The 26,613-nt window shown below is 72.6% G+C and carries 27 protein-coding genes and 2 tRNA genes; 18 read left to right on the top strand and 11 right to left on the bottom strand.

Translation table 11 applies throughout. The annotated features are described in order from the left end of the window. The first annotated feature begins 83 nt into the window (after window positions 1–83). The 3 genes from ACFYUV_RS42800 (at window position 84) to ACFYUV_RS42790 (ending at window position 746) form a co-directional block, all read left to right on the top strand. The gene (locus ACFYUV_RS42800) at window positions 84–314 is read left to right on the top strand and encodes a transposase (RefSeq protein ID WP_387679747.1); all 231 of its coding nucleotides are present in this window, start codon (window positions 84–86) and stop codon (window positions 312–314) included. Between the two features lie 40 nt (window positions 315–354). Beyond that, a tRNA-Thr gene (locus ACFYUV_RS42795) sits at window positions 355–427 on the top strand. A 139-nt stretch (window positions 428–566) separates the two neighbouring features. After that, complete coding sequence (locus ACFYUV_RS42790; RefSeq protein ID WP_387679744.1) at window positions 567–746, top strand: hypothetical protein; 180 nt, start codon at window positions 567–569, stop codon at window positions 744–746. A gap of 60 nt (window positions 747–806) precedes the next feature. Here the strand turns inward: ACFYUV_RS42790 and ACFYUV_RS42785 are convergent, their stop codons facing one another. Together ACFYUV_RS42785 and ACFYUV_RS42780 are read right to left on the bottom strand one after the other, a co-directional pair. After that, window positions 807–1,019: a hypothetical protein gene (locus ACFYUV_RS42785; protein WP_364326791.1), complete on the bottom strand. Its 213-nt coding sequence runs from the start codon at window positions 1,017–1,019 to the stop codon at window positions 807–809. Between the two features lie 163 nt (window positions 1,020–1,182). Continuing rightward, complete coding sequence (locus ACFYUV_RS42780; RefSeq protein ID WP_387679741.1) at window positions 1,183–1,599, bottom strand: hypothetical protein; 417 nt, start codon at window positions 1,597–1,599, stop codon at window positions 1,183–1,185. 1,922 nt (window positions 1,600–3,521) lie between these two features. Between ACFYUV_RS42780 and ACFYUV_RS42775 the strand changes: the two genes are divergently transcribed. From ACFYUV_RS42775 to ACFYUV_RS42740, 8 genes are all read left to right on the top strand, one after another. Then, the gene (locus tag ACFYUV_RS42775; RefSeq protein ID WP_357966825.1) at window positions 3,522–3,842 is read left to right on the top strand and encodes a hypothetical protein; all 321 of its coding nucleotides are present in this window, start codon (window positions 3,522–3,524) and stop codon (window positions 3,840–3,842) included. A gap of 908 nt (window positions 3,843–4,750) precedes the next feature. After that, window positions 4,751–4,824: transfer RNA gene (locus ACFYUV_RS42770), tRNA-Met, on the top strand. Between the two features lie 71 nt (window positions 4,825–4,895). Further along, window positions 4,896–5,060: a 50S ribosomal protein L33 gene (gene rpmG, locus ACFYUV_RS42765; RefSeq protein ID WP_019632658.1), complete on the top strand. Its 165-nt coding sequence runs from the start codon at window positions 4,896–4,898 to the stop codon at window positions 5,058–5,060. 198 nt (window positions 5,061–5,258) lie between these two features. Next, the gene (locus ACFYUV_RS42760) at window positions 5,259–5,708 is read left to right on the top strand and encodes a MaoC family dehydratase N-terminal domain-containing protein (protein WP_352320994.1); all 450 of its coding nucleotides are present in this window, start codon (window positions 5,259–5,261) and stop codon (window positions 5,706–5,708) included. Window position 5,709: 1 nt separating this feature from the next. Then, entirely contained in the window at window positions 5,710–6,138 is a 429-nt protein-coding gene (locus ACFYUV_RS42755; RefSeq protein WP_352355751.1) for a MaoC family dehydratase, read from the top strand. 99 nt (window positions 6,139–6,237) lie between these two features. Further along, on the top strand, window positions 6,238–7,143 hold the full coding sequence (locus ACFYUV_RS42750; protein ID WP_387679737.1) for a hypothetical protein: 906 nt from the start codon (window positions 6,238–6,240) through the stop codon (window positions 7,141–7,143). A gap of 155 nt (window positions 7,144–7,298) precedes the next feature. Further along, window positions 7,299–8,375, top strand: a complete 1,077-nt coding sequence (locus ACFYUV_RS42745) for a UDP-N-acetylmuramate dehydrogenase (RefSeq protein ID WP_387679735.1) — start codon at window positions 7,299–7,301, stop codon at window positions 8,373–8,375. Window positions 8,376–8,600: 225 nt separating this feature from the next. Then, the gene (locus ACFYUV_RS42740) at window positions 8,601–9,167 is read left to right on the top strand and encodes a TMEM165/GDT1 family protein (protein ID WP_387679732.1); all 567 of its coding nucleotides are present in this window, start codon (window positions 8,601–8,603) and stop codon (window positions 9,165–9,167) included. On the opposite strand, the gene ACFYUV_RS42735 is transcribed toward ACFYUV_RS42740, so the two are convergent. Next, window positions 9,164–9,829: a hypothetical protein gene (locus tag ACFYUV_RS42735; protein ID WP_387679729.1), complete on the bottom strand. Its 666-nt coding sequence runs from the start codon at window positions 9,827–9,829 to the stop codon at window positions 9,164–9,166. The two genes, ACFYUV_RS42740 and ACFYUV_RS42735, sit on opposite strands and share 4 nt — an antisense overlap. A gap of 29 nt (window positions 9,830–9,858) precedes the next feature. Further along, window positions 9,859–10,788, bottom strand: coding sequence for a deoxyribose-phosphate aldolase (deoC, locus tag ACFYUV_RS42730; RefSeq protein ID WP_352355741.1), 930 nt, complete (start codon window positions 10,786–10,788; stop codon window positions 9,859–9,861). A 208-nt stretch (window positions 10,789–10,996) separates the two neighbouring features. Between deoC and ACFYUV_RS42725 the strand changes: the two genes are divergently transcribed. From ACFYUV_RS42725 to ACFYUV_RS42710, 4 genes are all read left to right on the top strand, one after another. Then, window positions 10,997–11,143: a hypothetical protein gene (locus ACFYUV_RS42725; RefSeq protein ID WP_358289730.1), complete on the top strand. Its 147-nt coding sequence runs from the start codon at window positions 10,997–10,999 to the stop codon at window positions 11,141–11,143. Window positions 11,144–11,249: 106 nt separating this feature from the next. Beyond that, window positions 11,250–14,105 carry an ATP-binding protein gene (locus ACFYUV_RS42720; protein WP_387679726.1) on the top strand — a complete coding sequence of 952 codons (2,856 nt, stop codon included), beginning with the start codon at window positions 11,250–11,252 and terminating at the stop codon, window positions 14,103–14,105. An 84-nt stretch (window positions 14,106–14,189) separates the two neighbouring features. Further along, window positions 14,190–15,608: an aldehyde dehydrogenase family protein gene (locus tag ACFYUV_RS42715; RefSeq protein ID WP_387679724.1), complete on the top strand. Its 1,419-nt coding sequence runs from the start codon at window positions 14,190–14,192 to the stop codon at window positions 15,606–15,608. Window positions 15,609–15,787: 179 nt separating this feature from the next. Continuing rightward, window positions 15,788–16,633, top strand: coding sequence for an aldehyde dehydrogenase family protein (locus ACFYUV_RS42710; RefSeq protein ID WP_352355733.1), 846 nt, complete (start codon window positions 15,788–15,790; stop codon window positions 16,631–16,633). 31 nt (window positions 16,634–16,664) lie between these two features. On the opposite strand, the gene ACFYUV_RS42705 is transcribed toward ACFYUV_RS42710, so the two are convergent. From ACFYUV_RS42705 to ACFYUV_RS42695, 3 genes are read right to left on the bottom strand one after another with little or no spacing between them, the layout of a single operon-like run. Next, complete coding sequence (locus ACFYUV_RS42705; RefSeq protein ID WP_358289684.1) at window positions 16,665–18,104, bottom strand: amidase; 1,440 nt, start codon at window positions 18,102–18,104, stop codon at window positions 16,665–16,667. A gap of 19 nt (window positions 18,105–18,123) precedes the next feature. Then, window positions 18,124–18,297, bottom strand: a complete 174-nt coding sequence (locus ACFYUV_RS42700; protein WP_357706347.1) for a hypothetical protein — start codon at window positions 18,295–18,297, stop codon at window positions 18,124–18,126. After that, window positions 18,290–19,117, bottom strand: a complete 828-nt coding sequence (locus ACFYUV_RS42695) for an SPFH domain-containing protein (protein WP_358289681.1) — start codon at window positions 19,115–19,117, stop codon at window positions 18,290–18,292. The genes ACFYUV_RS42700 and ACFYUV_RS42695 overlap by 8 nt, the downstream gene beginning before the upstream one ends. Window positions 19,118–19,174: 57 nt before the next feature. On the opposite strand from ACFYUV_RS42695, the gene ACFYUV_RS42690 reads away from it, so the two are divergent. Beyond that, window positions 19,175–20,353 carry a pyridoxal-phosphate dependent enzyme gene (locus ACFYUV_RS42690; protein ID WP_387679720.1) on the top strand — a complete coding sequence of 393 codons (1,179 nt, stop codon included), beginning with the start codon at window positions 19,175–19,177 and terminating at the stop codon, window positions 20,351–20,353. A 14-nt stretch (window positions 20,354–20,367) separates the two neighbouring features. Here ACFYUV_RS42690 and ACFYUV_RS42685 read toward each other — a convergent pair whose 3' ends face one another. From ACFYUV_RS42685 to ACFYUV_RS42675, 3 genes are read right to left on the bottom strand one after another with little or no spacing between them, the layout of a single operon-like run. Beyond that, entirely contained in the window at window positions 20,368–21,057 is a 690-nt protein-coding gene (locus tag ACFYUV_RS42685; protein WP_387679717.1) for a hypothetical protein, read from the bottom strand. Then, complete coding sequence (gene hrpB, locus ACFYUV_RS42680) at window positions 21,054–23,441, bottom strand: ATP-dependent helicase HrpB (protein ID WP_387679715.1); 2,388 nt, start codon at window positions 23,439–23,441, stop codon at window positions 21,054–21,056. The genes ACFYUV_RS42685 and hrpB overlap by 4 nt, the downstream gene beginning before the upstream one ends. Further along, window positions 23,428–23,745, bottom strand: coding sequence for a helix-turn-helix transcriptional regulator (locus tag ACFYUV_RS42675; protein ID WP_352321025.1), 318 nt, complete (start codon window positions 23,743–23,745; stop codon window positions 23,428–23,430). The genes hrpB and ACFYUV_RS42675 overlap by 14 nt, the downstream gene beginning before the upstream one ends. A gap of 89 nt (window positions 23,746–23,834) precedes the next feature. On the opposite strand from ACFYUV_RS42675, the gene ACFYUV_RS42670 reads away from it, so the two are divergent. Continuing rightward, complete coding sequence (locus ACFYUV_RS42670) at window positions 23,835–24,986, top strand: MFS transporter (protein WP_358289670.1); 1,152 nt, start codon at window positions 23,835–23,837, stop codon at window positions 24,984–24,986. On the opposite strand, the gene ACFYUV_RS42665 is transcribed toward ACFYUV_RS42670, so the two are convergent. Next, entirely contained in the window at window positions 24,935–25,549 is a 615-nt protein-coding gene (locus tag ACFYUV_RS42665; protein ID WP_387679712.1) for a TetR family transcriptional regulator, read from the bottom strand. The genes ACFYUV_RS42670 and ACFYUV_RS42665 overlap by 52 nt on opposite strands. A gap of 71 nt (window positions 25,550–25,620) precedes the next feature. On the opposite strand from ACFYUV_RS42665, the gene ACFYUV_RS42660 reads away from it, so the two are divergent. Continuing rightward, the gene (locus ACFYUV_RS42660) at window positions 25,621–26,586 is read left to right on the top strand and encodes a hypothetical protein (RefSeq protein WP_387679709.1); all 966 of its coding nucleotides are present in this window, start codon (window positions 25,621–25,623) and stop codon (window positions 26,584–26,586) included. Window positions 26,587–26,613 lie beyond the last annotated feature (27 nt).

The following is a 26,613-nucleotide window of genomic DNA, read 5'->3' as shown; positions in this document are numbered from 1 at the left end:
ACACCTCTTGGTGCCGACTTGGCATGGCGGTAACGCCTGTGGCGGACGGAAATTGAGAGACCCGGCGGCTAGGGTGTGCCGCTATGGACAGGCGATGGGTCGGCCTCGACGGCGTCGAGGTCGTGCCGGCGATGCGGGCGGGCCGGCAGGTGCTGCGGGTGCGCAGGAACGGGTGGCTGGTCGCCGACTGCCGTTCGGTGGCGGAGGTGGCCATGCACGTCGACCTGGCCGATCTGTGCGAGGTGATCGATCTCGCCGCGCGCCGCGGATCCGGCGGCGCGGTGGAGGCCCGTACGAGTTCGCATCATGGCTGAGTGCCGTGTATGGTTACACCTGTCCGCAGCGAGCGGACAGGCCCCTATAGCTCAGTCGGCAGAGCGTCTCCATGGTAAGGAGAAGGTCAACGGTTCGATTCCGTTTGGGGGCTCTTGTAATGAGCAGCTGCGACGCCCGGCCAAGGTGACTTGGGGCCGGGCGTTTTTCGTTGTGCGGGTTGAGAGGCGCTTGTCTCGGGGCTTCAGTCAGCCCCAAGAAGGCTCCAAGCACGGGCGTGTTCCATGACGGTCATGAGAAACATGTTCGCGGCCCGTGGTGTGCGCCGGGCGCTGGCTCTGATCCTGCTCTCCGTCTCGACCGTGCTGACGATCAGCGTGGCGAGCAGTCCCGCCTACGCGTGGAACCCGGCGAACGACGGCTGGTACAAATGCCTGATCGACGGCAAATGGATGTGGTGCAAGGACCTGTAGGTCCTGCGGGCGAGCCGCTCTTCCCCGTGCGGGGAGGGCGGCTTTTCGGTTGTGCGGCTCTTATGTTCTGGCCTTCCGGGACGCGAAGGCGGGGAGGTCGATCACCTCGACCAGGTCGGCGAGGTCCACGTGGTGGACGATCTGGGCGATGGTGCCGTAGTAGCCGAGGAGGTAGCGGCGGCCGTTCACCGTCTGGGTGACCTTGATGCGCTGCCTCGCGCCGAGGGTGATGACCTCGACGAGGATGCCGCGGGGGCCGTGCCAGCGTGTCACGCCACAACTCTACGCAAAACGGACAAAAGCATAGAATGCGGACCGGCGGGCAGTAGGCCGGTGAGGGTTGGTTGCCCACACCCGAAAGCTCCGGACGCGGGGAAGCGTCCGGAGCTTTCGTCTGCTCGGCGTTGGGGCGTTCCGCGGGTTTCACTGCCCGGCGCTAGGCGGTCTCGTCGAGGGGCGGGTAGGCGAAGTGGCGGGTGTCGGCGAAGGTCTGCGGGCCGGTCAGCCGGTAGCCGTGGGCGGCCTCGCTGGTGGTGTGGTACGGCCCCACGTCCACGGTGTCGGCGATCGACCAGACGCCTCTCACCTGCTGCTTGACGACGTAGAGGAACTCGTTGAAGTCGAGTGAGGAGGAGACGAAGGTGTTGAGCACGGTCAGCGATCGGCGTCCCGCGGTCAGCGCCGGCGGCAGGTCCACGGACTGGTCCCGCCAGCGGTAGGTGTTCTCGACGGGCAGGGGGTGCCACACGCCGGCGGGGGCGCCGTTCACGGTGATGGCGGCCTGCTGCATGGAGATGCCGGCGTCCAGGCGGCGGATCAGCCGTACGCCGGTGTTGGCGGGGTCAACGGTCACGGTGAACCGGCTCGATCCTCCGTGGCCGAACGCGCGCCCGTCGTCCGAGACCGGGCGGCCGAGCGCGAAGGGCTGCACATGCCGCGGCGCCACCCACAACCCCACCACCACCCCAACCCCAACCGCCCCCATCACCACCAAAGCCCCAATCCCAACCCCCCGCCACCGCCCCCGCCTCCCTCCAGCAGACGCCCCCACCCCACCCGCAGAGACCACCACCCCACCCACCGAAACGGCCACCCCATCCGCAGGGGTTGCCATCCCGCTCGCCGGAACGGGCCCACCCACAGGGGCCGGCACCCCACCCGCCGGAACGGTCACCTCGCCGGCAGGGGCCACCAGCCCGCTCGCCGGAGTCGCTGCCCCGTCTGCCGTGACGGCCGCCCCACCCGCCGGAGCCGCTGCCCCACTTGTCGGCACGCCTGGCCCCCCGCCGACCTGGGAAGCGTCGGCGGGAAGGCCATCGACCAGGGAAGTGACACCGGCGGGCAGCCCGCTGGCGGCGGGGACACCGCTTACGGGCAGGGCGGCCCCGACCCCGCCTGAAGGCGGCCCGCCGCCAGAACTCCCCTCAGCGGGAAGCCTGTCGGCTGGAAGCGCGCCGCCGGAGGGAGCGCCCATCGGGGAAGCGCCGAAGGCAGCACCCCCACTGGACAGACCATCGGAAACCCCGCCTCCCGCAATCCCGTCAACGGGGATCCCGCTCGCCCAAAGGCCACCTCCCGAAGCCTCACCCACTGGAGACCCCTCACCCGGCCGCCCCTCACCCGGCCGACTCCCGCCCAGCAAACCCTCGCCCGGCAGCCCCCGGGCCAGCAGCCCTGCGCCGGGCAGCCCTGCGCCGGGCAGACCCCCGCCCGGGAGATCGCCCACCGGAGGTGCGCTGCCCGGAAGTGCGCCGGCTGGGGGACCGGCGGCCGGAAGTGCGGCGACCGGGGGACCTGTGATTGGGGGGTCCTTGACCAGGGGGCCATCGGCGGGGAGAGTGCCGCCGGCGGAAGGGGTGGCGGGCGTGGCCGCTGGGGCCGCGGCCGGGGCAGATGCCTCAGGTGCCCCACTTCTCGCCATCTGAGCGTCTGTCGAGCCCTCTGCCCCTTCGTTGGGCCCAGCGAATCCCGGAAGCGCAGCCCCATGGCCGGGGCCTCCAACAAGAGGTGCAGCCCCTTGGTCAGGGCCTCCAGGCGGCGTCGTGCCGAGTTCGGCACGGCCGTCGACGGGCACGGCGCCCGGCCGGCTCAGCCCCGCAGGAGGCGCGGCATCCGGCTGAGGCAGCCCCCCGACGGGACCGGCGTGCGGATGGACGGAGGCGACGTCAGGAACCCCGGAATACTCGAAGGGCGGAACGCCGGGGGACAGCGCCATCCGGGTGAGCTGGAAGCCGGACGGGGGCATGCGGTTGATCCGCACACGCTCCCAGGCCCGCTCCCACTCCGGCACCCGATGCTCGGGCACTCCGCAAGCCCGCAGGAACGTCACCATCACCGCCTTCTTCGGAAACCGCCGTCCGGCCAGCATGTCCGCACAGGTCGCCCGGGGAAGCCGGGGCCCGCCCGCCCTGTCCGCCCGCGCCTGGAGCTCCCGCAACGACACGTCCGCCCGCGCGAACTGCTCGGCGAGGAGCCTCACCAGACCCTCGTGACAGCTCACCGACTCCACGCCGGGTTCCGCGCCTTCCTGGTCCTCGCCCATCGCCCCTCTCCCCGACCCGGCCTTCTTCTGTCCGACAGTGTACGAACGATGACCGTACGTGTCCGGAGGGATTTCAGGGACGTCCGAGTCAGGCTCGCGGGTGGACGACTCCGGACGAGTCTGTCCGCCCTGCTGTTGGACACCGGCGTCCGGTCGCTTTCCTGGCATTCGAGCGCAGACCAGCGCCGAAACCCCGAGCAGCACAAGCAGAACGTGCAGAAGAGGAAGACGACATGAACAGGAAACTGGCACTCGCCGCAGGTGTCGCCGCCGTCCTTTCCGGGCTTGTCATCCCGTCCGCCCCCGCCTCGGCCGGCAGCCTCCAGTGCAACAGCGGCCGGGCCCCGGAGGACGGCTACGTCGGCCGCGCCGACTGCCACAACCCGACCGGCCAGACCTGGGTCTACCGCGCCGTGATCACGTGCGGCTGGAGCCCGGACGTCGTCGGCCCGTGGATCACGCTCGGGCCCGGCGCCTCGGGCCGGTCAGAGGGCAAATGCGCGAGCTGGGGCAGCGGCGTCGGCGCCGTAGGCGTCGACGAACGCCAGGCATGAGACCCCGCTCGGCCCCGCCCGGGTCCGGGCCCCTCGGGCCCGAGGCGCTGGGCTGACAGGGCTCGGATGCGCCCTCGGGTCCGAGGTGCGGGCGGGTGGGGCGCGGCTCGTCGCTGAGGAGCCGGAGCGCGGTCGAGGTGGGCGGCACCTCGCCGGACATCCGTGCGGCACGCTCCCCTTGCGCGGTCGCCCGGGTGTCCACCGCGCTCCCTCATGCCCACCCGGGCACGCGCTCCCCTTGCGCGGTCGCACGGGTGTCGACCGCGCTCCCTTGTGCCCACCCGGGCACGCGCTCCCCTTGCAGGGGCACGCGGCTGTCCACCGCACTCCCTCGCGTCCCCCCGGGGCCGTCCCCCCGGGGCCGTCAGCCAGGGCCGTCAGCCAGGGCCGTCAGCCAGGGCTGTCCGTCCAGGGCTGTTCGACTCTCTCCGCTTCGCCACTGCGCTGGCTTCGGCTGCGCGACACCTTCGGGTGAGCGCAGGCGTCCGCTGCGGGCCCTCTCCGTCGCTGCGTCGGCGTCCGCCGCGGACACCCCTCCGTCTCCCGCGCGGGTCCGTTCACCGCGTGGAGGCGCGCCGCCGGCGTTCGCCGGGGGCACGCCCGTTCACCGTACGGACGGGCGTCGCCGGCGGCCGCCGGGAGAGCCCTTCCGGCCACCGCGTGGACGGGCGTCGTCGTGGTGTGTTCGTTGCCGCGTGCCTGGTCCGGAGGTTCGCGTCGGTAAAGGGGGGCTGCTAGTGTGACGATGGCCTCCGCGGGTGATTCCCCAGGCGAGACCCAGGTGGCATGATCGGATTTCGGTTGTCGGAGGTTCCTGGGGCATACTGGTAGCACCCCACCCGATCAGGTGAGTTACTAATGTGCTCCCAGCTTCGGGTATCCTCTACGGGCCGGGAGTTTCCGGCCAAGGCGGAGTAGCTCAGTCAGGCAGAGCAAACGGCTCATAATCGTTGTGTCGCCGGTTCAAGTCCGGCCTCCGCTACTACCCAATCCCAGGTCGGTCGGCCTGGGTACGGGTGTGTCCATGTCCCGAACGTAGAAAGGCACTCCCAAGTGGCTGCCACCGACGTTAGGCCGAAGATCACGCTGGCCTGCCAGGAGTGCAAGCACCGCAACTACATCACGCGGAAGAACCGGCGCAACGACCCGGATCGGCTTGAGCTGAAGAAGTACTGCCCGAACTGCCGCTGCCACCGCGCGCACCGCGAAACCCGCTAGCGGTACTTCTGCCTCCATATCGCACAACCGGCGTCCCGGACGGGGCGCCGGTTTGTCGTGTTTTCACTGCTTTGAGGCGCCTTCCTAGGCGCTGACCCGGGTCCCGGCAAAAAGCACGCCATGAGCGGCGACAGCCGAACCTTGTTCTGTTACCGTCTGCCTCAGCAGCGCTCGTTGAAGACATACGAGGGAGCACTGATGGCCTTGAACCGTGACTTCGTGGGCAGGACCTATCCATCCGCCGCCCCGTACGAGGTCAGCCGGGTGAAGATCAAGGAGTTCGCGGCGGCGATCGGCGACAACAACCCGGTCTACCGCGACAGGGAGGCCGCCAGGGCCGCCGGATACCCCGACGTGATCGCGCCGCCCACGTTCCCCATCGTGTTCAGCCTGCAGGCGGGCGGCGAGGCGCTGGTCGACCCCGAGCTGGGCCTGAACCTGGCGATGGTGGTCCACGGCGAGCAGCGGTTCGAGTACGTCAGGCCGGTCTGCGCGGGCGACGAGCTGGTCACCACCGCGACGATCACCGACATCAGGAGCGCCGGACGCAACGAGCTGCTGACGATCAGGAGCGACGTGACGACGGTCGCCGGAGAGCCGGTCTGCACGACCTACAACACGATCGTCGAGCGCGGAGGGGCGGGCTGAGATGGCGGCCACGGTGAGGTACGACGAGGTCGAGGTCGGGCAGGAACTCCCGGTCGTGGGCTACAACGTCCGGCGGCTGAACCTCGTCATGTACGCCGGCGCCTCCGGCGACTTCAACCAGATCCACTGGAACGAGCGCTTCGCCCGGACGGTCGGGCTGCCCGACGTGATCGCGCACGGCATGTTCACGATGGCGCAGGCAGGCCGGTTCGTCACGGACTGGGCGGGCGATCCGGGCGCCGTACTGGATTTCGGCGTGCGGTTCTCGTCGATGGTGATCGTGCCCGACGACGACCAGGGCGCGACGATCTCGGTGAGCGGGGTCGTCGAGGAGAAGCTGGAGGACAAGCGGGTGGTCGTCGGGCTGACGGCCAAGGCGGGCGACGCGAGGGTCCTGTCGAAGGCGCGTGCGGTGGTACAGCTCTCCTGATCCCGTGATATGTCGGGCGGGTCGCGGGTAGCCCGTGTTGTTATGAGTGAAGTTCCGCGACAGGTCTGGCCCACCGTCCGTTCCATCCCCGTGTCATCCGTGACCGATGCCAAGCCTCCTGCTCACCTGCGTCCCGCCTCCCCTGAACAGGTGGGGGGCAGCAGCGGCACCGGACGGGACACCACGGGCGGTTCGGCCACCGGCGTCGGCACGGGCCGCGCCCGGCCCAGGGGCGCGGGCGCGCACGGGAACCCCGCCGCCGCGCTGGGCTTCTCCGGCGACCCCGGCCAGCACGGCGACCCCGACGACACGATGCTGCACGCCCAGCGCGTCTGGGACGGCACCCTCGCCACGAACCGCATGGACGACCTGGGCGTCAACACCGAACGCCAGCGGGTCGAGACCAAGGACGTGACGGTCTCGGCCGGGCTGCTCGTGGACGGCCGGCCCGGGGACGTGCTGGAGTGCGTCCAGTCGGTGATCGAGCACACGCGCGCCCGGATCCTGGCCCTCGACCTGGGTAACGTCGACGGCGCGGGAGACGTCCTGGACGAGCTGGCCGAACGGCACCCGGAGCGGATCGTGGTGTGGCACGTCGCCGAGACCTCGCGGGCGGCCGGGGGCACGGCGGGGTGGGGAGAAGGTCGTACCAAGCTGTTGCGGCTGGACGAGTCCGAGGTGCACGTGCTGATGGAGACCTCGCTCGCGCTGACGGGGGACGCCTTGACGCCGCTGGTGGCGGCCATCGTGGAAGGGGCGGTGGCGGCGGGGTGGCAGGCGGCCGAGGCCGAGGAGCCCGGCAGGGTGGGGGCGTTGCGCTGCGACCTGATGGCGGTGCGCAGGTCGGCGGCGCTGGGGGCCTTCCCCGAGGGTGCGGAGCGCGGCGAGGAGGCCGATCTGGAGTTCTCCCGCGCGCTGGAGGGCGGCCTGGTGGTGCCCGAGGGTCCCCTCCCGGTCCACCGCCTCGGCTCACCCCACCACCACGACCAGCCCCTCCACAGCTGACCCCCGGCCCATGCCCCGTGGAGCCGATCGGCAGCGTCGGCGCGGGCGCGTGCACGGGCGGGCGGTTGGCGGTCCGGGTCGGAGGAGGCTGCTGAGCGTGAGTGGTGGTTCGGGGCGGTGTCGTGGGGGCTGGGGGGCTCATAAGCTTGGGGGCCATGGAGATGCTCGCGTCGCACACCACCCTGGGCCTGGGCGGCCCCGCCCGCGACTTCGCCGAGGCAGTTACGGCGGAGCAGCTCGTGTCCCTCGTCGCCGAGGCCGACATGAACGGGGTGCCGACCCTGGTGCTCGGCGGCGGCAGCAACGTGGTGATCGGTGACGAAGGCTTCGACGGCCTGGTCGTCAAGGTGGCCACCGAGGGCGTGACGGTCTCCAGGGACGGCGAGCAGGTGCTGCTCACGGTCGAGGCCGGCCAGGACTGGGATCAGCTGGTCGAGCGGGCCGTGGCCGAGGGGTGGTCCGGCATCGAGTGCATGTCCGGCATCCCGGGCCTGGTGGGCTCGACGCCGATCCAGAACGTCGGCGCGTACGGCCAGGAGGTGGCGCAGACCATCAGGTGCGTGCGGGCCTACGACCGGCTCACCCGGCAGGTGGTCGACCTGGAGGCGCGCCAGTGCGGGTTCTCCTACCGCGACAGCGCGTTCAAGCGGGACCTGTCGCGGCACGTGGTGCTCGCCGTGACGTACGCGCTGGACGTGTCGGACATGTCCGGCCCGGTGGCCTACCAGGAACTGGCCGGGCGGCTCGGGGTGGAGCTCGGCGACCGCGTGCCCCTCGGGCCGGCCCGTGAGGCCGTTCTGGGGCTGCGGCGGGGCAAGGGCATGGTCTTCGATCCGGCGGCCGACCCCGACAGCCGCAGCGCGGGCTCGTTCTTCACCAACCCGATCCTGACCGCCGAGGAGGCCGCCGAGCTGGCCGGACGCGCTCCCGGCCACCCGCGCTGGGACATGCCCGACGGCCGCGTCAAGGTGCCGGCCGCCTGGCTGATCGAGCAGGCGGGCTTCCCCAAGGGCTACGAGCGCGGCCCGGTGCGCATCTCCACCAAGCACACGCTGGCCCTCACCAACCCCGCGGGCGCCGCCTGCACGGCCGACCTGCTGGGGCTGGCCGTGGAGGTGCGCGACGGGGTGCGGGAGAAGTTCGGCGTGACGCTGGTCAACGAGCCGGTGCTGGTCGGCTGCACACTGACGACCGAGCCGGTGTCCGAGGCGGGGGAACAGCCGGCGGAATGACGGCTCTACGTGGGCTGTTATGGTGTGTTGGTAATTCCGAAGGGGAGTAGTCCCAATCGTGTGATCGACATACTGGCGCGTGATCGCGCCCGGTCGCACGGGCCTTGACGGGCGGACGAGACCTTCGGCCTGGCAGTCATGGACAAAGACGCTGCCGGGCCGAAAGTCGTGCCCGAAGATCCCCCGGGTGCCTGCTTCCGGTCTGGTCGCGGGAAAGAGGACCGGTTGGAAGCGTTCTGGATCAGTCTCGCGGTCATTTTCGTGGCCGAACTCGGTGACAAGAGCCAGCTCATGGCGATGACGTTCGCCACCCGTTTCAAGCCCTGGCCCGTGCTCGCGGGCATCACCATCGCCACCACCGTCGTGCACCTGCTGAGCGTGGCCGTGGGCGGGCTGGTCGGGAAGGCGCTGCCGACGACGGCCATCTCGATCGTGGCCGGCATCGCCTTCCTCGGGTTCGCCCTGTGGACGTTGCGGGGCGACGAGCTGACCAAGGAGGAAGAGGACAAGGCCCGCAGGACGACCAGGAACGTCCTGGTCGCGGTGACCGTGGCGTTCTTCCTGAGCGAGCTGGGCGACAAGACGATGCTCGCCACGATCACCCTGGCCACGCAGCACGGCTGGGTCGGCACGTGGATCGGCTCGACCGTGGGCATGGTCGCCGCCGACGCCCTGGCCATCCTGGTGGGCCGCCTGCTCGGCAAGCACCTCCCCGAGAAGGTCATCCGGTACGGCGCCGCCGCCGCGTTCGCGGTGTTCGGCGTCATCCTGCTGGTCGAGGCGCTGATCTAGCGGCGCGGCAGCCGTTCGTGGACGTCGGCGAGCAGGTCGAGCACGGGCTCGCGGCGCTCCCGGGCGAAGGCGGCCTCCACCGCCCGGGCCGCGGGCCCGTCGCCGAGCCAGGCGAGGACCTGGGCGTGGGCGGGGGCGTCGCGATCCCAGAAGGCGTTGGTCAGCCGCCGCCCGGACAGGCCGTCGGTGACGAAGTCGCGCAGGTGGGCGATCGCCGCCTCGCTCTCCAGCGCGGCCCACGCGTCGAGGAAGGGCGCCAGGTCAACGCCGGTGGCGGCGACGGCGCACAACACCGTGCCGGCCGGCGGACGGGACGGATGGCGGCGCAGCGTGCCGAGCCACCACTCGTGCAGGAACGCGGTGACGGCCGCGCGTTCGCCGCCCGGCCAGCCGTGCCAGCCGGCGACGGCCAGCTTGCCGAGGACGATCTCCGGGTCGGGGTAGGAGAACGCGTCGGCCGCCGCGCATTCGAGCAGGCGCGGCAGGAAGTAGCGGAAGGCGGGGACGTCCCCCCACGTGGTGAGCGCCTTGGCCGCGTAACGGGCCAGCGAGCCCGCCTCGATCGCCGAGACCGGGCCGGACAGCAGGCACGCCTGCTCGCCCGGCTCGACGCAGTGGGGGCAGCCGGGCACGCTCGCGGGCCTCGCGACGGCTCCGAACACCTCGTAGAGCCGCCCGAGGGCCGTCGCCGTCAGTCGAGGGTGAAGTAGTCGGGGCCCGCGTAACGGCCGGTGGCGAGCTTCTGGCGCTGCATGAGCAGGTCGTTGAGCAGCGAGGACGCGCCCAGCCTGAACCAGTCGGGGGAGAGCCAGTCGTCGCCCGCCGTCTCGTTGACCAGCACCAGGTTCTTGATGGCGTCCTTGGTCGTGCGGATGCCGCCGGCCGGCTTCACGCCCACCTGTCGGCCGGTGGTGTCGCGGAAGTCGCGCACCGCCTCCAGCATGATCAGGGTCACCGGCAGCGTGGCCGCGGGGGACACCTTGCCGGTGGAGGTCTTGATGAAGTCGGCGCCCGCGATCATGGCCAGCCAGGACGCCCGGCGCACGTTGTCGTAGGTCGCCAGCTCGCCCGTCTCCAGGATCACCTTCAGGTGCGCGGCGCCGCAGGCGGCCTTCACCGCGACGATCTCGTCGTGGACCTTCATGTAGTCGCCGGACAGGAACGCGCCGCGGTCGATCACCATGTCGATCTCGTCGGCGCCCGCGGCCACGGCCAGCGCCGTGTCGCTCACCTTGACCTCCAGCGAGGAGCGCCCGCTGGGGAACGCGGTGGCGACCGAGGCCACCTTGACGCCCGACCCGGCCACCGCCCGGACGGCCACCTCCACCATGTCGGGATAGACGCACACCGCCGCCACCTTGGGGGCGCCGCCGCCCGGGTGCACGGCCTTGGTGCACATGGCCCGCACCTTGCCCGCCGTGTCGGCGCCTTCGAGCGTCGTCAGGTCGACCATGGAGATGGCCAGGTCGATGGCCTGGGCCTTGGCCGTGGTCTTGATGGAACGGGTGCCGAGCATGGCCGCCCGCTGGTCGGCGCCCACCCGGTCGACTCCGGGAAGGCCGTGCAGGAAGGCGCGCAGCGTCGCGTGGGACGAGGCGACGTCCGCGAGCGAGGTAGTCACAGTTGACACCTTCACAGCATCGCCGACCAGGGCCACTACCTCCAAACCGGACGGACGGAACGCCGCCTAAGGCGTGGCGGGCCCCGTCCTAGGTATGTCCGGCCCCGCGTACGCCCGCAGATAGGTCATCCACCCGATGTGGCGGGCCGGGCCTTAGGCCGAACATTGAAGATGTCAGGGAAAAGCAGCAAATGTTCAGGAGAACACGATGAACCCCGAACTCGAGTACGAGCTCATGAAGTCCCACGCCAGCGAGCTCCGGCGGGCCGCCGCCGAGCACCGCCGAGTACGCGAGGCCATGAAGGGAAACAAGGCCGAGCGTCGCTCGGTCTTCGGCAAGCTCCGTTCGTCATGACCGCCCCCAGAGAGCCCGGCCGCGTCATCAGTTGTGGCGGCCGGGCCTCTGAACCCCCCTGAAACCCCGTCGAAACTGATTGATAGGGCATGGCATGCTGAACGACATGCTGGGACGTTCGGTGAGTCCCGTCTTCGTCGGGCGGGCGGAGGAGCTCGCCGCTCTCGCAGAGAGCTTCGACGAGGCACGTAAGGGCACGGTGACGGCCGTGCTCATGGGCGGGGAGGCTGGGGTCGGCAAGAGCCGGCTCGTGCAGCGCTTCGCCGAGTCCTGCGTGGCCGACGGCGCGCAGGTGCTGGTCGGCGGCTGTGTGGAGCTGTCGGCCGAGGGCCTTGCCTACGCGCCCTTCACCGCCGCGCTCAGGCAGCTCGTCAGGGAGCAGGGCCCCGCCGCGGTGGCCGCGCTGCTGCCCGAAGGCGCCCAGCGAGACCTGGCCAGGCTGCTGCCGGAGTTCGGCGAGCCCAGCGGCGACGGGGAGACGGAAACGGGCCGTGCCCGGCTCTTCGAGCAGTTCCTCACCCTTCTCGAACGCCTCGCGGACAGCCGCCCCACGGTCCTCGTCATCGAGGACATCCACTGGGCCGATCGCTCCAGCCGCGACCTGATCGCGTTCCTCAGCCGCAACCTGCACGCCCCGCAGGTGCTCATCGTCATGACCTACCGCTCCGACGACCTCCACCGGCAACATCCGCTCCGCCCCGTGCTGGCCGAGCTCGGCCGGGTGAACGGCGTCCACCGTCTCGACCTGCCCCGCCTGTCGCGCGACGAGGTGGCTGCGCAGATGGCCGGCATCCTCGGCTCCGCGCCGGAATATGTGAAGGTCCAGAAAGTCTACGAACGCAGCGAGGGCATCCCGCTGTTCGTGGAGGCGCTGCTCGACGGCGGCGAGGACTGCACGTTCCCCGAGTCCATGCAGGACCTCATCCTCAGCGCCGTCGAACGGCTGCCCGAGGACACCCAGCGCGTCCTGCGCATGGCCGCGGCCGGCGGCAACCGGGTCGGCCACGCGCTGCTGGCGGCCGTCAGCGGGCTGTCGGAGATCGAGCTGGAGGCGGCCCTGCGTCCCGCCATCGCCGGGAACGTGCTGCAGATCGCCGACAACCGCGCCTACGTCTTCCGGCACGCGCTGATCCAGGAGGCCGTGCACGAGGAGTTACTGCCGGGTGAGCACCAGCGCCTGCACTCCCGGTACGCCGAGGAGATCTCCAAGGACCGCTCGCTCGTCCCGCCCGGCCGCGCCGCCGTCGAGCTGGCCCACCACTGGTACGGCGCCCGCAACGACCTCTGGGCCCTGGTGTCGGCCTGGGAGGCCGCGCAGAAGTCGTTCAAGGCGTACGCCTACACCGAGGCCGTGCCGCTGCTGGAACGCGTGCTCATGCTCTGGGACCGGGTCCCCGACGCCGCCCGGCGCATCGGCGTCGACCACACCGCCGTGCTCGAACGCGCCTCCGAGGCCGCGAACGCCGGCGGCGAGGTGGACAAGGGCGTGAAGTTCGTCAAGGCCGCCCTCGCCGAGCTGGACGAGACCAAGGAGCCGGGCCGGGTGGCCCAGCTCATCGTGCGGCAGGCGTCGTTCAAGGCGTCGAAGGGCCAGATGGGCGTCATCGAGCTGCTCCGGCACGCCCTGCGGCTGGCGCCCGAGCCGGGCCCGGTGCGCGCGGAGGTCGTCATGCCGCTGAGCAGGCAGCTCATGCTCCGCGGCCAGATCACCGAGGGCGAGGAGCTGATCCACGAGGGCCTCGACCTGGTCAGGCGGTCCGGCGACAAGTGCCTCGAAGGCGACCTGCTGATGAACCTGGCGCTCGGCCACTCGCTCAGAGGCGAGCTGGAGCGGGTCATCGCCGTCAACGAGCAGGCGATGGCAGTCGGCAAGACCGAGAGCTCGGGCCGCATCATCGTCAGGGCGATCGGCAACAACATCGACTCCCTCATCGACATGGGCCGCGCCGAGGAGGCCCTGCGCCTGTCGCAGGAGGGCTGGGAGTACGCCAAGAAGTACGGCAGGCTGCGCGGCAGCGGGCTGTTCATCCTCAACAACTGGGCCGAGGCGCTGGAGTCGCTCGGCCGCTGGGACGAGGCGCTCGACCTCGTGGACAGCGCGCTCAACTACGGGCCCGTCCTGCGCACCCAGTACGCGCTGCTGCGCGTCCGGGCCGACATCGGGCTGGCCAGGGGCGACCTGCAGCGCGTCGAGGGCATCCTGTCGGAGATCGGCGTGCTGAAGGACCGTCCCGAGGACTTCGTCCAGGACGTGATCAGCAACGCGCGGCTGCACATCGGCTGGCACCTGCTCAAGGGCGAGCCGTGGGCGGCGCTGGCCGTGGCCGAGCGGGCGTTGTCGCATCCGAGGCTGCCGAGCAAGGCCATGCTGGGCTGGCGGCTGCTCTCCCTGCTGCGCACGGTCTGCGACGCGGCGGAGGACCTCGAACCCGGCCGGACCGCCGCAGTACGGGCGCACGCCGCGGAAGTGGCGGCCGAGCTGACGATCAGCGGGCCGGTGGCGGAGGCGTACCGGCTGTCCTACAGCGGTGACTTCGACGCCTCTGCGGCGGCGTGGGAGCGGCTGATGCGTCCGCACAACCAGGCCAAGGCGCTGCTGCGGGCGGCCGGCGTCGCGGCCAGGAGCGGTGACCGGGAGGGCGCGGCGTCCCGGCTCCGGCAAGCGCGTCCGCTCGCCGCCGCGCTGCGCGCCACCCCGCTCGCCGAGGAGATCGAGGCGCTGTCGCGGCGCGTGGGCGGCGGCCCGCAGGCGCAGGAGACGCCGTCGGAGCTGCTGACGCCGCGTGAGCTGGAGGTGCTGCGCCTGGTGACCCAGGGCCGCACCAACCGCGACATCGCCGCCGAACTGTTCATCTCGGCGAAAACCGTCAGTGTGCACGTCTCGAACATCCTGGCCAAGCTGGGTGTCACCACGCGCGGAGAGGCCGCCGCGGCGGCGCATCGGCTGTCACTCCTGTCCTAGGAGCTCCGGGCCCCTCTGAGCACTCGGACCGACCGTCTACGCTGGCAAGGTGATGTCCCTATACCTCACCCTGGCGTGACGGCGATGTTCGACTACGCACCCGCGCCAGAGTCGCGCGACATTGTCGATCTCAAGCCGTCGTACGGGTTGTTCATCAACGGTGAGTTCGTGGACGGCTCCGGCTCCCCCTTCAAGACGGTCAACCCGGCGACGGAGGAGAAGCTGGCGGAAGTCGCCTCGGCCTCCTCCGACGACGTCGACCGGGCCGTGCAGGCGGCGCGCAAGGCGTTCGGCGGGTGGAGCGCCCTGCCGGGCGCCGAGCGGGCCAAGTACCTGTTCCGCATCGCGCGCCTGATCCAGGAGCGGGCCCGCGAGCTGGCCGTCCTGGAGTCCCTCGACAACGGCAAGCCCATCCGCGAGTCGCGCGACGTCGACCTGCCGCTGGTCGCGGCCCACTTCTTCTACTACGCGGGCTGGGCCGACAAGCTGGCCTACGCCGGGTTCGGGACCAAACCGCTCGGCGTGGCCGGGCAGGTCATCCCGTGGAACTTCCCGCTGCTCATGCTGGCCTGGAAGATCGCGCCCGCGCTGGCCTGCGGCAACACGGTGGTGCTCAAGCCCGCCGAGACGACCCCGCTGACCGCGCTGCTGTTCGCGGAGATCTGTCAGCAGGCCGAGCTGCCGCCCGGCGTGGTCAACATCGTGACCGGCGCGGGCGACACCGGCGCCGCCCTGGTGGCCCACCCCGACGTCAACAAGGTGGCCTTCACCGGCTCCACCGAGGTCGGGCGGATCATCGCCCGCGCGGTCGCGGGCACCGACAAGAAGCTCACGCTGGAGCTCGGCGGCAAGGCCGCGAACATCGTGTTCGAGGACGCGGCGATCGACCAGGCGGTCGAGGGCATCGTCAACGGCATCTTCTTCAACCAGGGCCACGTCTGCTGCGCGGGCTCGCGGCTGCTGGTGCAGGAGTCCGTCCACGACGAGCTGCTGGAGTCGCTGAAGCGGCGGCTCGGCACGCTGCGGCTCGGCGACCCGCTGGACAAGAACACCGACATCGGCGCGATCAACTCGGCCGAGCAGCTCGCCAAGATCCGCGAGCTGTCCGAGGCCGGGGCCGACGAGGGCGCCGAGCGCTGGTCGCCCGCGTGCGAGCTGCCCGAGCGCGGCTACTGGTTCCCGCCCACCCTGTTCACCGGGGTCGCCCAGTCCCACCGGATCGCCCGGGAGGAGATCTTCGGGCCGGTGCTGTCCGTGCTGACCTTCCGCACCCCGGCCGAGGCCGTGGAGAAGGCCAACAACACCCCGTACGGGCTGTCGGCCGGGGTCTGGACCGAGAAGGGCTCGCGCATCCTGTGGATGGCCGACCGGCTGCGGGCCGGGGTCGTCTGGGCCAACACGTTCAACAAGTTCGACCCCACCTCGCCGTTCGGCGGCTACAAGGAGTCGGGGTACGGCCGTGAGGGCGGGCTCGCCGGGCTGGAGGCCTACCTTGACGTGTGATCATCGCCGTGCCGGGCGGTCCGGGCGGCGTGCCCAGGCCACCCGCGGGCACGCCTTCGCCCGCGCCGGCCGGCCCGTACGCGTCGGCTGGTACGCCCATCGCTGCGGCGTCAGCAGGTGCGGCCAGGTGTTCGCCCCGGTCCAGACGTCGCAGGAGTCCACGTGGAGAGGTCGGGGCGATGAGTAGGTTGTCCGTCAGAAAGACCTACAAGCTGTACATCGGCGGGGCCTTCCCGCGCTCGGAGAGTGGGAGGTCCTATCCCGTGACCTCGCCCAAGGGCGACTTCCTCGCCAACGCCTCGCGCGCCTCGCGCAAGGACGCGCGCGACGCCGTGGTGGCCGCGCGCAAGGCGTTCCCCGGCTGGTCCGGCGCGACCCCCTACAACCGGGGGCAGATCCTCTACCGCGTCGCCGAGATGCTGGAGGGACGGCGCGGGCAGTTCGCCGAGGAGCTGGGCCTGGGCAAGAAGGCCGCCCTTGAGTCGGTGGACGCGGCGGTCGACCGGCTGGTCTGGTACGCGGGCTGGTCCGACAAGATCACGGCGGTGCGCGGGTCGGCGAACCCGGTGGCGGGGCCGTACCTCAACCTGTCCTCGCCGGAGCCGACCGGGGTCGTGGCCGTGGTCGCGCCCGCCGATCCGCTGCTCGGGCTGGTGTCCGTGGTCGCGCCGGTGATCGTCACCGGCAACACGTGCGTCGTGGTCGCCTCCGAGCCCTCGCCGCTCGCCTCGATCACGCTGGCCGAGGTGCTGGCCACGTCCGACCTGCCGGGCGGGGTGGTCAACATCCTGACCGGTCAGCAGGCCGAGCTGGCGCCCTGGCTGGCCGCGCACATGGACGTCAACGCGCTCGACCTCACCGGGGTCGAGGACGCCGACCTGGCGCTGCGCTGCGAGCAGGAGGCGGCCGAGAACCTCAAGCGGGTGCTGCGTCCGGTGCGCGAGGACTGGACGGCCGATCCGGGGCTCGGGCGGATGACGCGGTTCCTGGAGACCAAGACCGTCTGGCACCCGGCGGGCGTCTAGAAGAAACAGGCGTCCAGAAGAAGCCGGGCGTCTAGGAGAAGCCGGGCGGGCGTAGCGGCGGGTGGGCCGCCTGAAGCTGGGCGGCCAGGGCCAGCAGGTGCGGCTCGCCGCCCGGCGGCGCCACGAGCTGCACGCCGATCGGCAGCGCGCTGGAGTGCGTGGCGACCGGCACGGCCATCGCGGGCCAGCCGCACAGGTTCCACGGGCCCGTGGTGGGCGCGTACCTGACGTTGGCCAGCAAATTGGGCAGGAGGCCGCGCCCGCCCCAGCGGTCGGCGCGCGGCGGCAGGGCGGCGAGCGCCGGCGTGATCATCACGTCGGCGTCGCCGAACCAGGTGTCGGCGCCGTAGCCGCTCCAGCGTTCGCGGCCGCGCCGGCCGTCCAGGCCGATCCTGGTGAGCACGCGGCCGGCGCGGGCCAGCGCGCGGGTGCGGCGTTCCAGTCCGTGCGGATCGAGACCGTCCGCGGCGGCGGCGGCCCGGCCGAGCCAGGTGGCCACGGCGGCGGGGCCGAGCCAGGCGGGCAGGCGGTGCGGGTGCTCGACCACGGTGTGCCCGGCGTGCCGCAACGTCTCGGCGGCCGCTCGCACCGCCGCCTGGAACTCCCGGTCCACGGGCAGGCCCGGCGGCAGCGGCTGAGGGGCGTAGGCCACCCGCAGGTCGAACGGCTCCGGGCTGTCCTGCGGCGGTTGCGGCTCCCACACCTCGTCGTCGTCGGCCCAGACCGAGCGCAGCATGCGCGGCTTCGGCTCGACCCGGTGGCCGGTACGCCACGCCTCGGCCAGCGCCGGGTCGGCGGCCAGGACGGACAGCGCGAGCGACAGGTCGGCCGCGGTCGTGGCGAGGGGGCCGTTCTCGGTGAGCCCGTCCCAGTCGTCGGCGGGCGGGGGGACCAGGCCCGTCCCCGGCTTGACGGCCAGCACGCCGCAGCAGGCGCCCGGGATGCGCAGCGACCCCATGCCGTCGTTGCCGAGCGCGATCGGCACCATCCCGGCCGCCACCGCCGCCGCGCTGCCCGAGGACGAGCCGCCGGCGGTGCGGGCGAGGTTCCAGGGGTTGCGCACGACGCCGTACGGGCTGTCGCCGAAGCCGACCAGCCCCAGCTCCGGCAGGTTGGTCAGCCCGACGATCACCGCGCCCGCCGCGCGCAGCCGGGCCACGGCCGGATGGTCCTCCCGGGCGGGCGCGCCGGACGTGGCCGCCGAGCCGCCGCGGGTGGGCTCGCCGGCCACCTCCAGGTTGTCCTTGACCGCCACCGGAACCCCGGCGAGCGGCAGGTCGGCCAGGTCGCGGCGGTCGCCCACGGCCCGCGCCTCGTCCATCGCCTGCTTCCTGACCAGCCGGAAGGCGCCCACCCGGGAATCCCGCTCGGAGATGCGGTGAAGGTGCTCCTCCACGACGGTCGTGGCCGTGACGTCGCCGCGCCGGACGGCCGCCGCGATCTCGATGGCGGTCCTGCCTGCCCACAACATGTCTAGAGTGTGCAGGTTTTCACTCTTCCTTGCGAGAGCTCCTGCCGGGCTCGCGCCCGGCCTCCTTCAGCGCCAGCCGCAGCGCGAACTCGATCTGCGCGTTGATGCTGCGCAGGTCGTCGGCCGCCCACTTGGCGATGGCGTCGTAGACGGCCGGGTCGAGGCGGAGGAGGAGCTTCTTCCGCTCAGGCATACAGACTGCCGGCGTTCACCACCGGCTGGGTCGCCCGGTCGCCGCACAGGACGACCAGGAGGTTGGAGACCATCTGGGCCTTGCGCTCCTCGTCGAGCTCCACGACCCCCTCGGCGGCCAGCCGGTCGAGCGCGAGCTGGACCATGCCGACCGCGCCCTCGACGATCCTGGTGCGGGCGGCCACCACCTGGCTGGCCTGCTGGCGCACCAGCATGGCCTGGGCGATCTCCGGCGCGTAGGCCAGGTGGGTGATGCGGGCCTCCAGGATCTCGATCCCGGCCAGCTCGGTGCGCTCGCGCAGCTCGGCGGTCAGCTCGCCGGCGACCTCGGCGCCGTCGCGCAGGCTGGTGCGCTCGGGCTCGTGCGAGTCGTACGGGTGGGTGGTCGCGAGGTGGCGCACGGCGGCCTCGGACTGGATCGCGATGTACTCCTCGTAGTCGTCGACGGAGAAGGCGGCCTTGGCCGTGTCGGTGACCTTGTAGACCACCACCGCGGCGATCTCGACCGGGTTGCCGTCGGCGTCGTTGACCTTGAGCTTGGCGGTCTCGAAGTTGCGCACCCGGAGGCTGATGCGGCGCTTGGTGGTGAACGGCGTCACCCACTGCAGGCCCGCCACGTTGACCGTGCCGACGTAGCGGCCGAGGAACTGCACGACCTTGGCCTCGTTGGGGTTGACCACGGTGAAGCCGGAGGCCACGAGCGCGAAGAGCACGATCCAGGCTATGCCGAGCGTCTTGATCGAGACCAGCGCCGCGCCGCCCAGCAGGAGGAGGACAAGCAGGACGAGGAATCCGTTGACCCGGAAAGCACGACGTTCCATCGCGACTCCTTGCTATCGAAGTGATATCACCATGATAGCCATATAAACTCCATGCGCGTGAACGGATCCTCACTTGCCCTCCGCCAGCGCTCGCTGGGTGACCCTTCGATCGAGTTCCCGCTGTCCCCGCCGCTCACCAGGGGCTGCCCGCGCACCAGCACCGCCGAGATCGCCTATCCGGTCGAGGTCGTCTACGACTACGCGGGCGTCGACAAGGGTCTGTTCGACCAGGAGCCTGGGCCGGACATCGCGCGGTGGTCGCCGCTGCTGCCGTCCCTGGAGGCGCCGACGCTGGGCGAGGGCGGGACGCCGCTGCTGGAGTTCGACGGGATCCACGTCAAGGACGAGTCCCGGAACCCGACCTGGTCGCACAAGGACCGGCTGAACCGGGTGGCGGTCAGCGCGGCCCTGGCGGAGGGGGCGGCGGGGGTGGTGGTGGCCTCGTCCGGCAACCACGGCGCCTCGGCCGCCGCGTACGCCGCCCGCGCCGGGCTGCCGGCCATCGTGCTGGCCTCGGCGGACTCGCCGGCCGGCGTGCAGGCGTTCGTGCGGGCGTACGGGGCCAAGGTGTTCTCCGTGCCGGCGGAGGAGCGGTGGCCGCTGCTGCGGGAGGTCGTGGACCGGCTGGGCTACCACCCGGTCAGCAACCAGACCGTGACCCACACCGGCCACCCGTTCGGCCCGGAGGGCTACAAGACGATCGCGTACGAGCTGTTCCTCCAGCTCGGACGGGTGCCCGCGGCGGTCTTCGCGCCCACCGGGTACGCCGAGCTGCTGTTCGGGATGTGGAAGGGCTTCACCGAGCTGCGGCTGCTCGGGCTGTCCGGGGACGTGCCGCGGATGTTCTCCTGCGAGCCGGCCGCGGGCGGCCCCAACGCGCGGGCCCTGGCCGAGGGCTCACCCGCGGCGGTCGTCGAGCTGGGGGCCAGCCGGGCCTACGGGATCGCGGGGTCGGTCGGCGGCCACCGGGGCGTGCTGGCGGTGCGCGACAGCGGCGGCGAGGCGGTGCTCGTGACGGACGACGAGATGCGCGCCGCCCAGCGGGACCTGGCGCGGCAGGGCATATGGCAGGAGCTGTCGGGGGCGGCGGGCCTGGCGGGCTACCGGAAGCTGCGCCGGGACTTCGACGGGCCGGTGGTGTGCGTGGGCACGTCCAGCGGGTTCAAGGACATGGGGGTGGGTGAGACGGCCCATCCGGTCCGCGCCGGTTTGACGGTGGCCGACCTGGCGGACTGACCGCGCCCGGTCTGTCAGGGCTTGAGCAGGATGCGCAGGGGACCGAGGGTGGTGAAGCCGTGGGCGAGGGCGGCCGACGGGTCGCTCTCGTAGCCGACCAGCGGGCGGCCGGGGAACAGCTCGGCCGCCATCGCCACCGTGCCCTCCCAGGCGGCGGACTCGTCGCAGCCCGAGGCGAAGACGTTCGAGACGCCCGTCACCGTGCCGCTCGCGCTGAGCGCCGCGCCGCAGACCACGTCGGCCCCGATGCGGCCGCTCACCAGCCGCACCTGCGGCTCGTCGAGCAGCGCGGGCGGGAACAGGCCGGGCGCGCCGCCGGAGAAGCACGCCTGCGCCCACTCCTCCAGCGTCCTGGGGTCGGCGGCCACCTCCCACACGATCGGGTCGCCGGTGGCCGCCCGGAGGGGACGCTCGGGCGCGCCGGGCGCGGGCCGGGCGATCCACTGGGCGGTGAACAGCACGTCGAAGCCCGGCAGGTCGAGCGTGCCGAAGCTGTCCTTGACCGAGGCGCCCGAACCCGCGTCGATGTGGCCGAGCACGTCGGCCGGCCCGGCGGCGGGGGAGAGCGTGACGGCGTCGGGGTACAGGACGGGCGTCCTGGCCGGGTTGGTCCAGGCGAGCGGCCCGAAGACGCCGGGACGGCCGTGCGCCCGGCACATCGTGTCGCACCAGGCGGCGTTGTCGCGGACGGCTTCGTCGATCAAGGTCTGCTCCGGTTGACGCGGCGGGTCGGCGGCGCGGTCAGCGGATCCTCCGGCCATGGATGCTTAGGGTAGCGGCCCCTCATCTCGGCCCGTACGGACCGGTAGCCCTCGCGCCAGAACGAGGCCAGGTCGGCGGTCACCGCCACCGGACGGCCCGCCGGGGACAGCAGGTGGACCAGCAGGGGGGCGCCGGCGATCCGCGGCGTCTCCTCCCAGCCGAACAGCTCCTGCAGCTTCACCGCGAGCACCGGCTGCTCGCCGGAGTAGTCGACCCTGATCTGCGAGCCGCTGGGCACCTCGACGCGTTCGGGGGCCACGTTCTCCAGGCGCTCGCTCCACGGGATCAGGCGGCGCAGGGCGGCGGCCACGTCGATGCGCTCGACGTCGGCGCGGCGGCAGGCCCTGGACAGCTCCGGCTCCAGCCACTGGTCGGCCAGGGCGATCAGGTCGTCGGTGGCGGGCCACGGGGGGCCGATCGCGCGGTGGGCGAAGGTCAGGCGGTCCTTGAGGTCCTTGGCCTGTCTCGTCCAGGTCAGGAGGTCTTCGGTGCGCAGGCCGTGCAGGATGGCGGGGCGCACCTCGGCGTCCTTGAGCGGCGTGGCGGACAGCTCGATCGCGCCCAGGCGCTCGACCACGCGGGCCGACACGTCGCCGCGCCGCTCGCCCGGCGGCACCCGCCAGGCGACCTCCTCCTCGACCGTGACGGGCAGGGCCAGCCGGGCGATCTCCTCGTCGATCACCACGGCCTGGCGCACCCGGGCCGAGGCCGAGCCCGTGGGCCGGTCGGCGACGGCGATCGCCAGCCACGGCGCGGTGGACAGCCTGGAGCCCTCGGCGAGCTGGGCCTGCGTGCCCGACGCCATGAGATAGCCGCCGCCGCGCCGCCGCGCCACCCGTTCCGGGAACGCCAGCGCCACCGCCATGCCGGCCAGCGCGTCGTCACCCACCTCGCGCACGTCCGGTCCCTGGCCGCAGGCGCGGGCGAGGCGCCTGGTCTCCTGGCGCCAGCGGGCCGCGAAGCCGGTGCCGCCGCCGCGGGCCGCACGCCAGACCTCCGCGAGGTCGTCGCCCGCGTCCCTGGGCAGCTGCTCCGACAGCAGCGCCACCACCTCGGCGGCCCGCGGGCCGAGGTCGAGCAGGGACCTGGCCAGGCGGGGATGCACGCCGGCGAGCGCCATGCGCCGCCCGCGGCCGGTCACCCGGCCGGCCTCCAGCGCGCCCAGCGCCTCAAGGGTGCGGACGGCGGCCGCCATCGCGGCGGGCGGCGGCCGGTCGAGGAGGGCGAGGCCGGCCGCGTCCGCGTCGCCCCAGCAGGCCGCCTGGAGGGCGAACCCGGTCAGGTCGGCCAGCGCGATCTCCGGCCGCGCGTGGTCGGCCAGGCGTTCGTGCTCGGCCGCCGTCCAGCAGCGGTACACGGCCCCGGGGGCCTCCCGCCCGGCGCGGCCGGCCCGCTGGTCGGCGGACGCCTTCGAGACCCGGACCGTGGTGAGCGAGCCGAGCCCCCTGGCGTGGTCGGTACGGGGTTCGCGGGCCAGCCCCGAGTCCACCACCACGCGGACGCCCGGCACCGTCAGGCTCGACTCGGCCACCGACGTGGCCAGCACGACCCGGCGGCCGGCCCCGGGCGACAGGACGGCGTCCTGGACGCGGGCCGGCGCCTGGCCGTGCACCTGGAGCACGTCGAGGTCGCCCAGCATCCCCGCGACCCGGGCGATCTCCCCCACACCGGGCAGGAAGCAGAGCACGTCGCCGTCGCGCTCGGCGTACGCCCGCCGGACGACCGAGGCCACGTGCGACAGCAGCGCCGGATCGACGCGCAGGCCGTGGGGCGGCGCGACCGGACGCTCCGGCGGCGCCCACACGGTCTCCACGGGATGGGCCGTTCCCGAGGCGGCCACCACGGGCCCGCCGATCAGCTGTGACCAGGGGGCCGCGTCGGCGGTGGCCGAGGTGGCCAGCAGCCGCAGGTCGGGGCGGAGCGTCTCGCGCACGTCGAGCAGGAACGCGAGGGTGGTGTCGGCGTCGAGATGGCGTTCGTGGCACTCGTCGAGCACGACCGCGTCGACCCCGGCGAGCTCCTGGTCGCGCTGGAGCCGCTGGAGCAGCACGCCGGTGGTGACGACCTCGACCATGGGGTTGGCCCCGGTGTGCCGCTCGCCGCGGATCGTGTAGCTGACGCCCATGCGCCGGGCCGCCGCCCGGACGGCCAGCCGCCGGGGCTCGGCGACCAGCACCCGCAGCCCGGTTTCGGCCAGCGCCAGGGGCACGACCGTGGTCTTGCCCGTGCCGGGCGGCGCGGTGAGCACCGCCGTGCCGTGGCGCTCCAGTGTGGCGAGCAGCTCGGGGAGCGCGTCGTGGATCGGCAGCCGGTCAGGCGGGGGCATGCGAGGCCGACAACACGGAGTCGAGCAGGCCGGGGAAACGTTCGTCGAGGTCGCCGCGGCGCAGGCTGATGTACTTGAGCCGGCCCTCCTGCTTGGAGACGATCACGCCGGCCTCGCGCAGCGAGCGGTAGTGGTGGGACGCCGTCGACTTGTGGACGCCGAGATGGTCGCCCGCGGCGGTGCACGTCATCTCGCCGAGGGTGGCCAGGCGGACCACGATCTCCAGCCGGACGGGGTCGGCGAGCGCACGCAGGACCTCGGTGAGCTGGATGTCCTCCTTCGCGGGGTGCGGTAGCAGGCGCATGGTGGCACCCTACCTCGCTCTGATTGTTTGACAACTATCCAACTGTGATGACAGTTTGATGCCCGTCCAACTAATTGGCTGGAGGTTCCATGAGTTCCCGGCTCTACCCCCTTGCTGCCGGAAATTTCGCCATCGGTACTGGCATGTTCGTCACCGCCGGGCTGCTCACCCCCATCTCCGCGGACCTTGGGATCTCCACGTCCGCCGCCGGGCAGCTCATGACCGTGTTCGCCCTGGCGTACGCGCTGCTGTCCCCGTTGCTGGCCGCGCTCACCGCCCGGCTGTCGCGCAAGCGGCTGCTGCTGCTGGCGCTGGCCGTGTTCGTCGCGGGCAACGTGCTGACCGCGCTGGCTCCGACGTACCCGCTGGTCATGGCCACGCGGGTGGTCGCCGCGGCCGGGGCGGCGATGTTCACCCCGACCGCCTCGGGCGTGGCCAACGCGCTGACCTCGCCCGAGCGGCGCGGGCGGGCGCTGGCGCTGGTGATGGGCGGGCTGAGCGTCTCCTCGGCCGTCGGCGTGCCGCTGGGCACCTGGCTGGGCTCGGTCTCGGGCTGGCGGGCGACGATGTGGCTGGTCGTCGGGCTGGGCGTGATCGGCTTCGCCGGGGTGGCGGCGCTCGTGCCGGACGTGCGGGTCGCCGTGTCGGGACGGCTCGGCGAGCGCTTCGCGCCGCTGGCCGACCGGCGGGTGCTGGTGGTGCTGGTCACCCAGCTGCTGATGTTCGGCGCCGGGTTCACCGCCTACACCTACATCGGGTCGCTGTTCGACCTGCCGCTGCCGGCCGTGTTGTGGGCGTGGGGGCTCGGCGGCATCGTGGGCAACCAGCTCGGCGGGCGCCTCACCGACGCCTACGGGCCGCGCAGGATGGTGCTGATCGGCCTGGCCGCCTCCACGGTCTTCCTGGCCCTGATCCCCGTCGCGAACCTGGCCCTGCCCATCGCGCTGGTCTGGGCGCTCCTGTGGGGCGCGCTCGGCTGGCTGGTCGCGCCGGCCCAGCAGTTCAGGACGGTGGCCGCGGTGCCGGACAACGTGCCCATCGGGCTCGGCCTGCTGTCGTCCGCCCAGTACGTCGGCCTGTTCGCGGCCGGCATCGCGGGCGGCGTGGCCCTGGACGCCTACGGCAGGGCCGGGGTGGTCGTGCTGGCCACCGGGCTCGGCGTGGCGGCGCTGCTGTTCACCCTGGCGACCTACCCCCGGGCGGCGGCGATCTCGTCGAGCGAGAGCGTGCCCGTCAGGTAACGCTGGACGTTGGGCGCGGTCAGGGCCGCGACCTGGCCGGCGGGCAGCGAGGCCAGCGGGTCGAGCCGGAGCATGTAGCGGATCATGGCCAGGCCGAGCAGCTGCGAGGCCGCCAGCAGCGCGCGGACCTCGGGATGGGCGCCGGGCAGCCGGCGGGCGATCGGGGCCAGCAGCTCCCGGCCCAGCAGCTCCTTCAGCAGCGCGGCCGTCGCCGGGGTGGCGGCGGCCGCGTGCAGCACGGCCGAGAGCCGGGGGCCGTGCCGCGGGTCCTCCCACAGCTCCAGGTAGCGGGTCACCAGCCGCTCGCCGATGCCGGACGCGTCGCCGTCGAGGGCGCCGACCATCAGCGCGACCGGCATGCTGGCCTTGATCGCGGCCTCGAACAGGCCGTCCTTGTTGCCGAAGAAGTGCATCACCAGCGCCGGATCGACGCCCGCGGCCCGCGCCACGGCCCTGATCGTGGTGCCGCCGTAGCCGTGGGCGGCGAAGGACTCCATCGCCGCCTCCAGGATCTCCTGCCTGGTCTGCGGGGTTCCCGGTCGTCTTCCGCGTTCCTCGGCCATGGGGCTATTCAACCACGTGGAATTCATCTACCCTCGAATTCAACATCGATGAACTCATCAGGTGGTGAAAAATGCGCAGGATCATTGGCCTCGTGGTCGGGGTCGCGCTGCTGGGGATGGTGTTCGCCGGGTCGTTCCTCGGGGCCTTCCACGCGCCGGAACCGCACGGCGTGCCCGTCGCCGTCGTCGCGCCCGCCGGGCAGGTGCGGCAGCTCCAGAGCGGCATCGACGGGCGGCGGCCGGGGGCGTTCACGCTGAGCCCGTACGGGTCGGCCGAGGCCGCGCGGGCCGCGCTGCTGGAGCGGGAGGTGGACGCCGTGCTCGTCCCGGGGGAGGGCAGGCTGGTGGTGGCGAGCGCGGGCGGCCGCACCGGCGCCACGGTGATCACCGCCGCCTTCCAGGGGGCCGCGCAGGCGCAGGGCCGCACCCTGGAGGTCGAGGACGCCGTCCCGCTGCCGCCCGGTGACGCCGGCGGCATCGCCGGCATGTTCTACGTGCTCAGCGTGCTCCTGCCGGGGATCGCGCTGGCCGTGCTGCTCGCCCGGGTCGCGCCCGGCCTGGGCGCGGCGGCGCGGACGGGCGTCCTGGCCGCGGGCGCGCTGGTGACGGGCACGGCCGTCGCGTGGCTGGCCGACGTGGTGTTCGGCGCGCTGCCGGGCAGCTTCGTCCCGCTGGTGGCGGTCTCGGCGGGCATCGCGCTGGCGGTCGGCCTGGTGGTCGCCGGGCTGGTCAAGGTCATCGGCACGCCGGGGGTGGGGGTGGCGGCGCTGCTGTTCGTCCCGATCGGGCTCCCGGCCAGCGGCGGGCCGCTCGGCGCCCGTTACATCCCCGAGTGGTACGCCGCCGTCGGCCGCGTCCTGCCCGTGGGCCCGGCCGCCGAGGCGGTGCGCAACACGGTGTTCTTCGGCGGGGCCGCCCTGTGGACGCCGGTCGGGGTGCTGGCCCTGTGGGCGCTGCTCGGCCTGGTCCTGCTCGCCCTGCCCGGCCGCCGGGCGCAGCCGGCCCCCGCCGCCCCGCGCACGCCGGTGGCGGTCTGATCTTCTCCGCCTCGGAGGTGACCTGCG

The sequence above is a fragment of the Nonomuraea sp. NPDC003560 genome (genome assembly GCF_042878785.1).
In the GTDB taxonomy this organism is placed as follows: domain Bacteria; phylum Actinomycetota; class Actinomycetes; order Streptosporangiales; family Streptosporangiaceae; genus Nonomuraea.
This window is presented reverse-complemented; position numbering and strand designations above follow the sequence as displayed.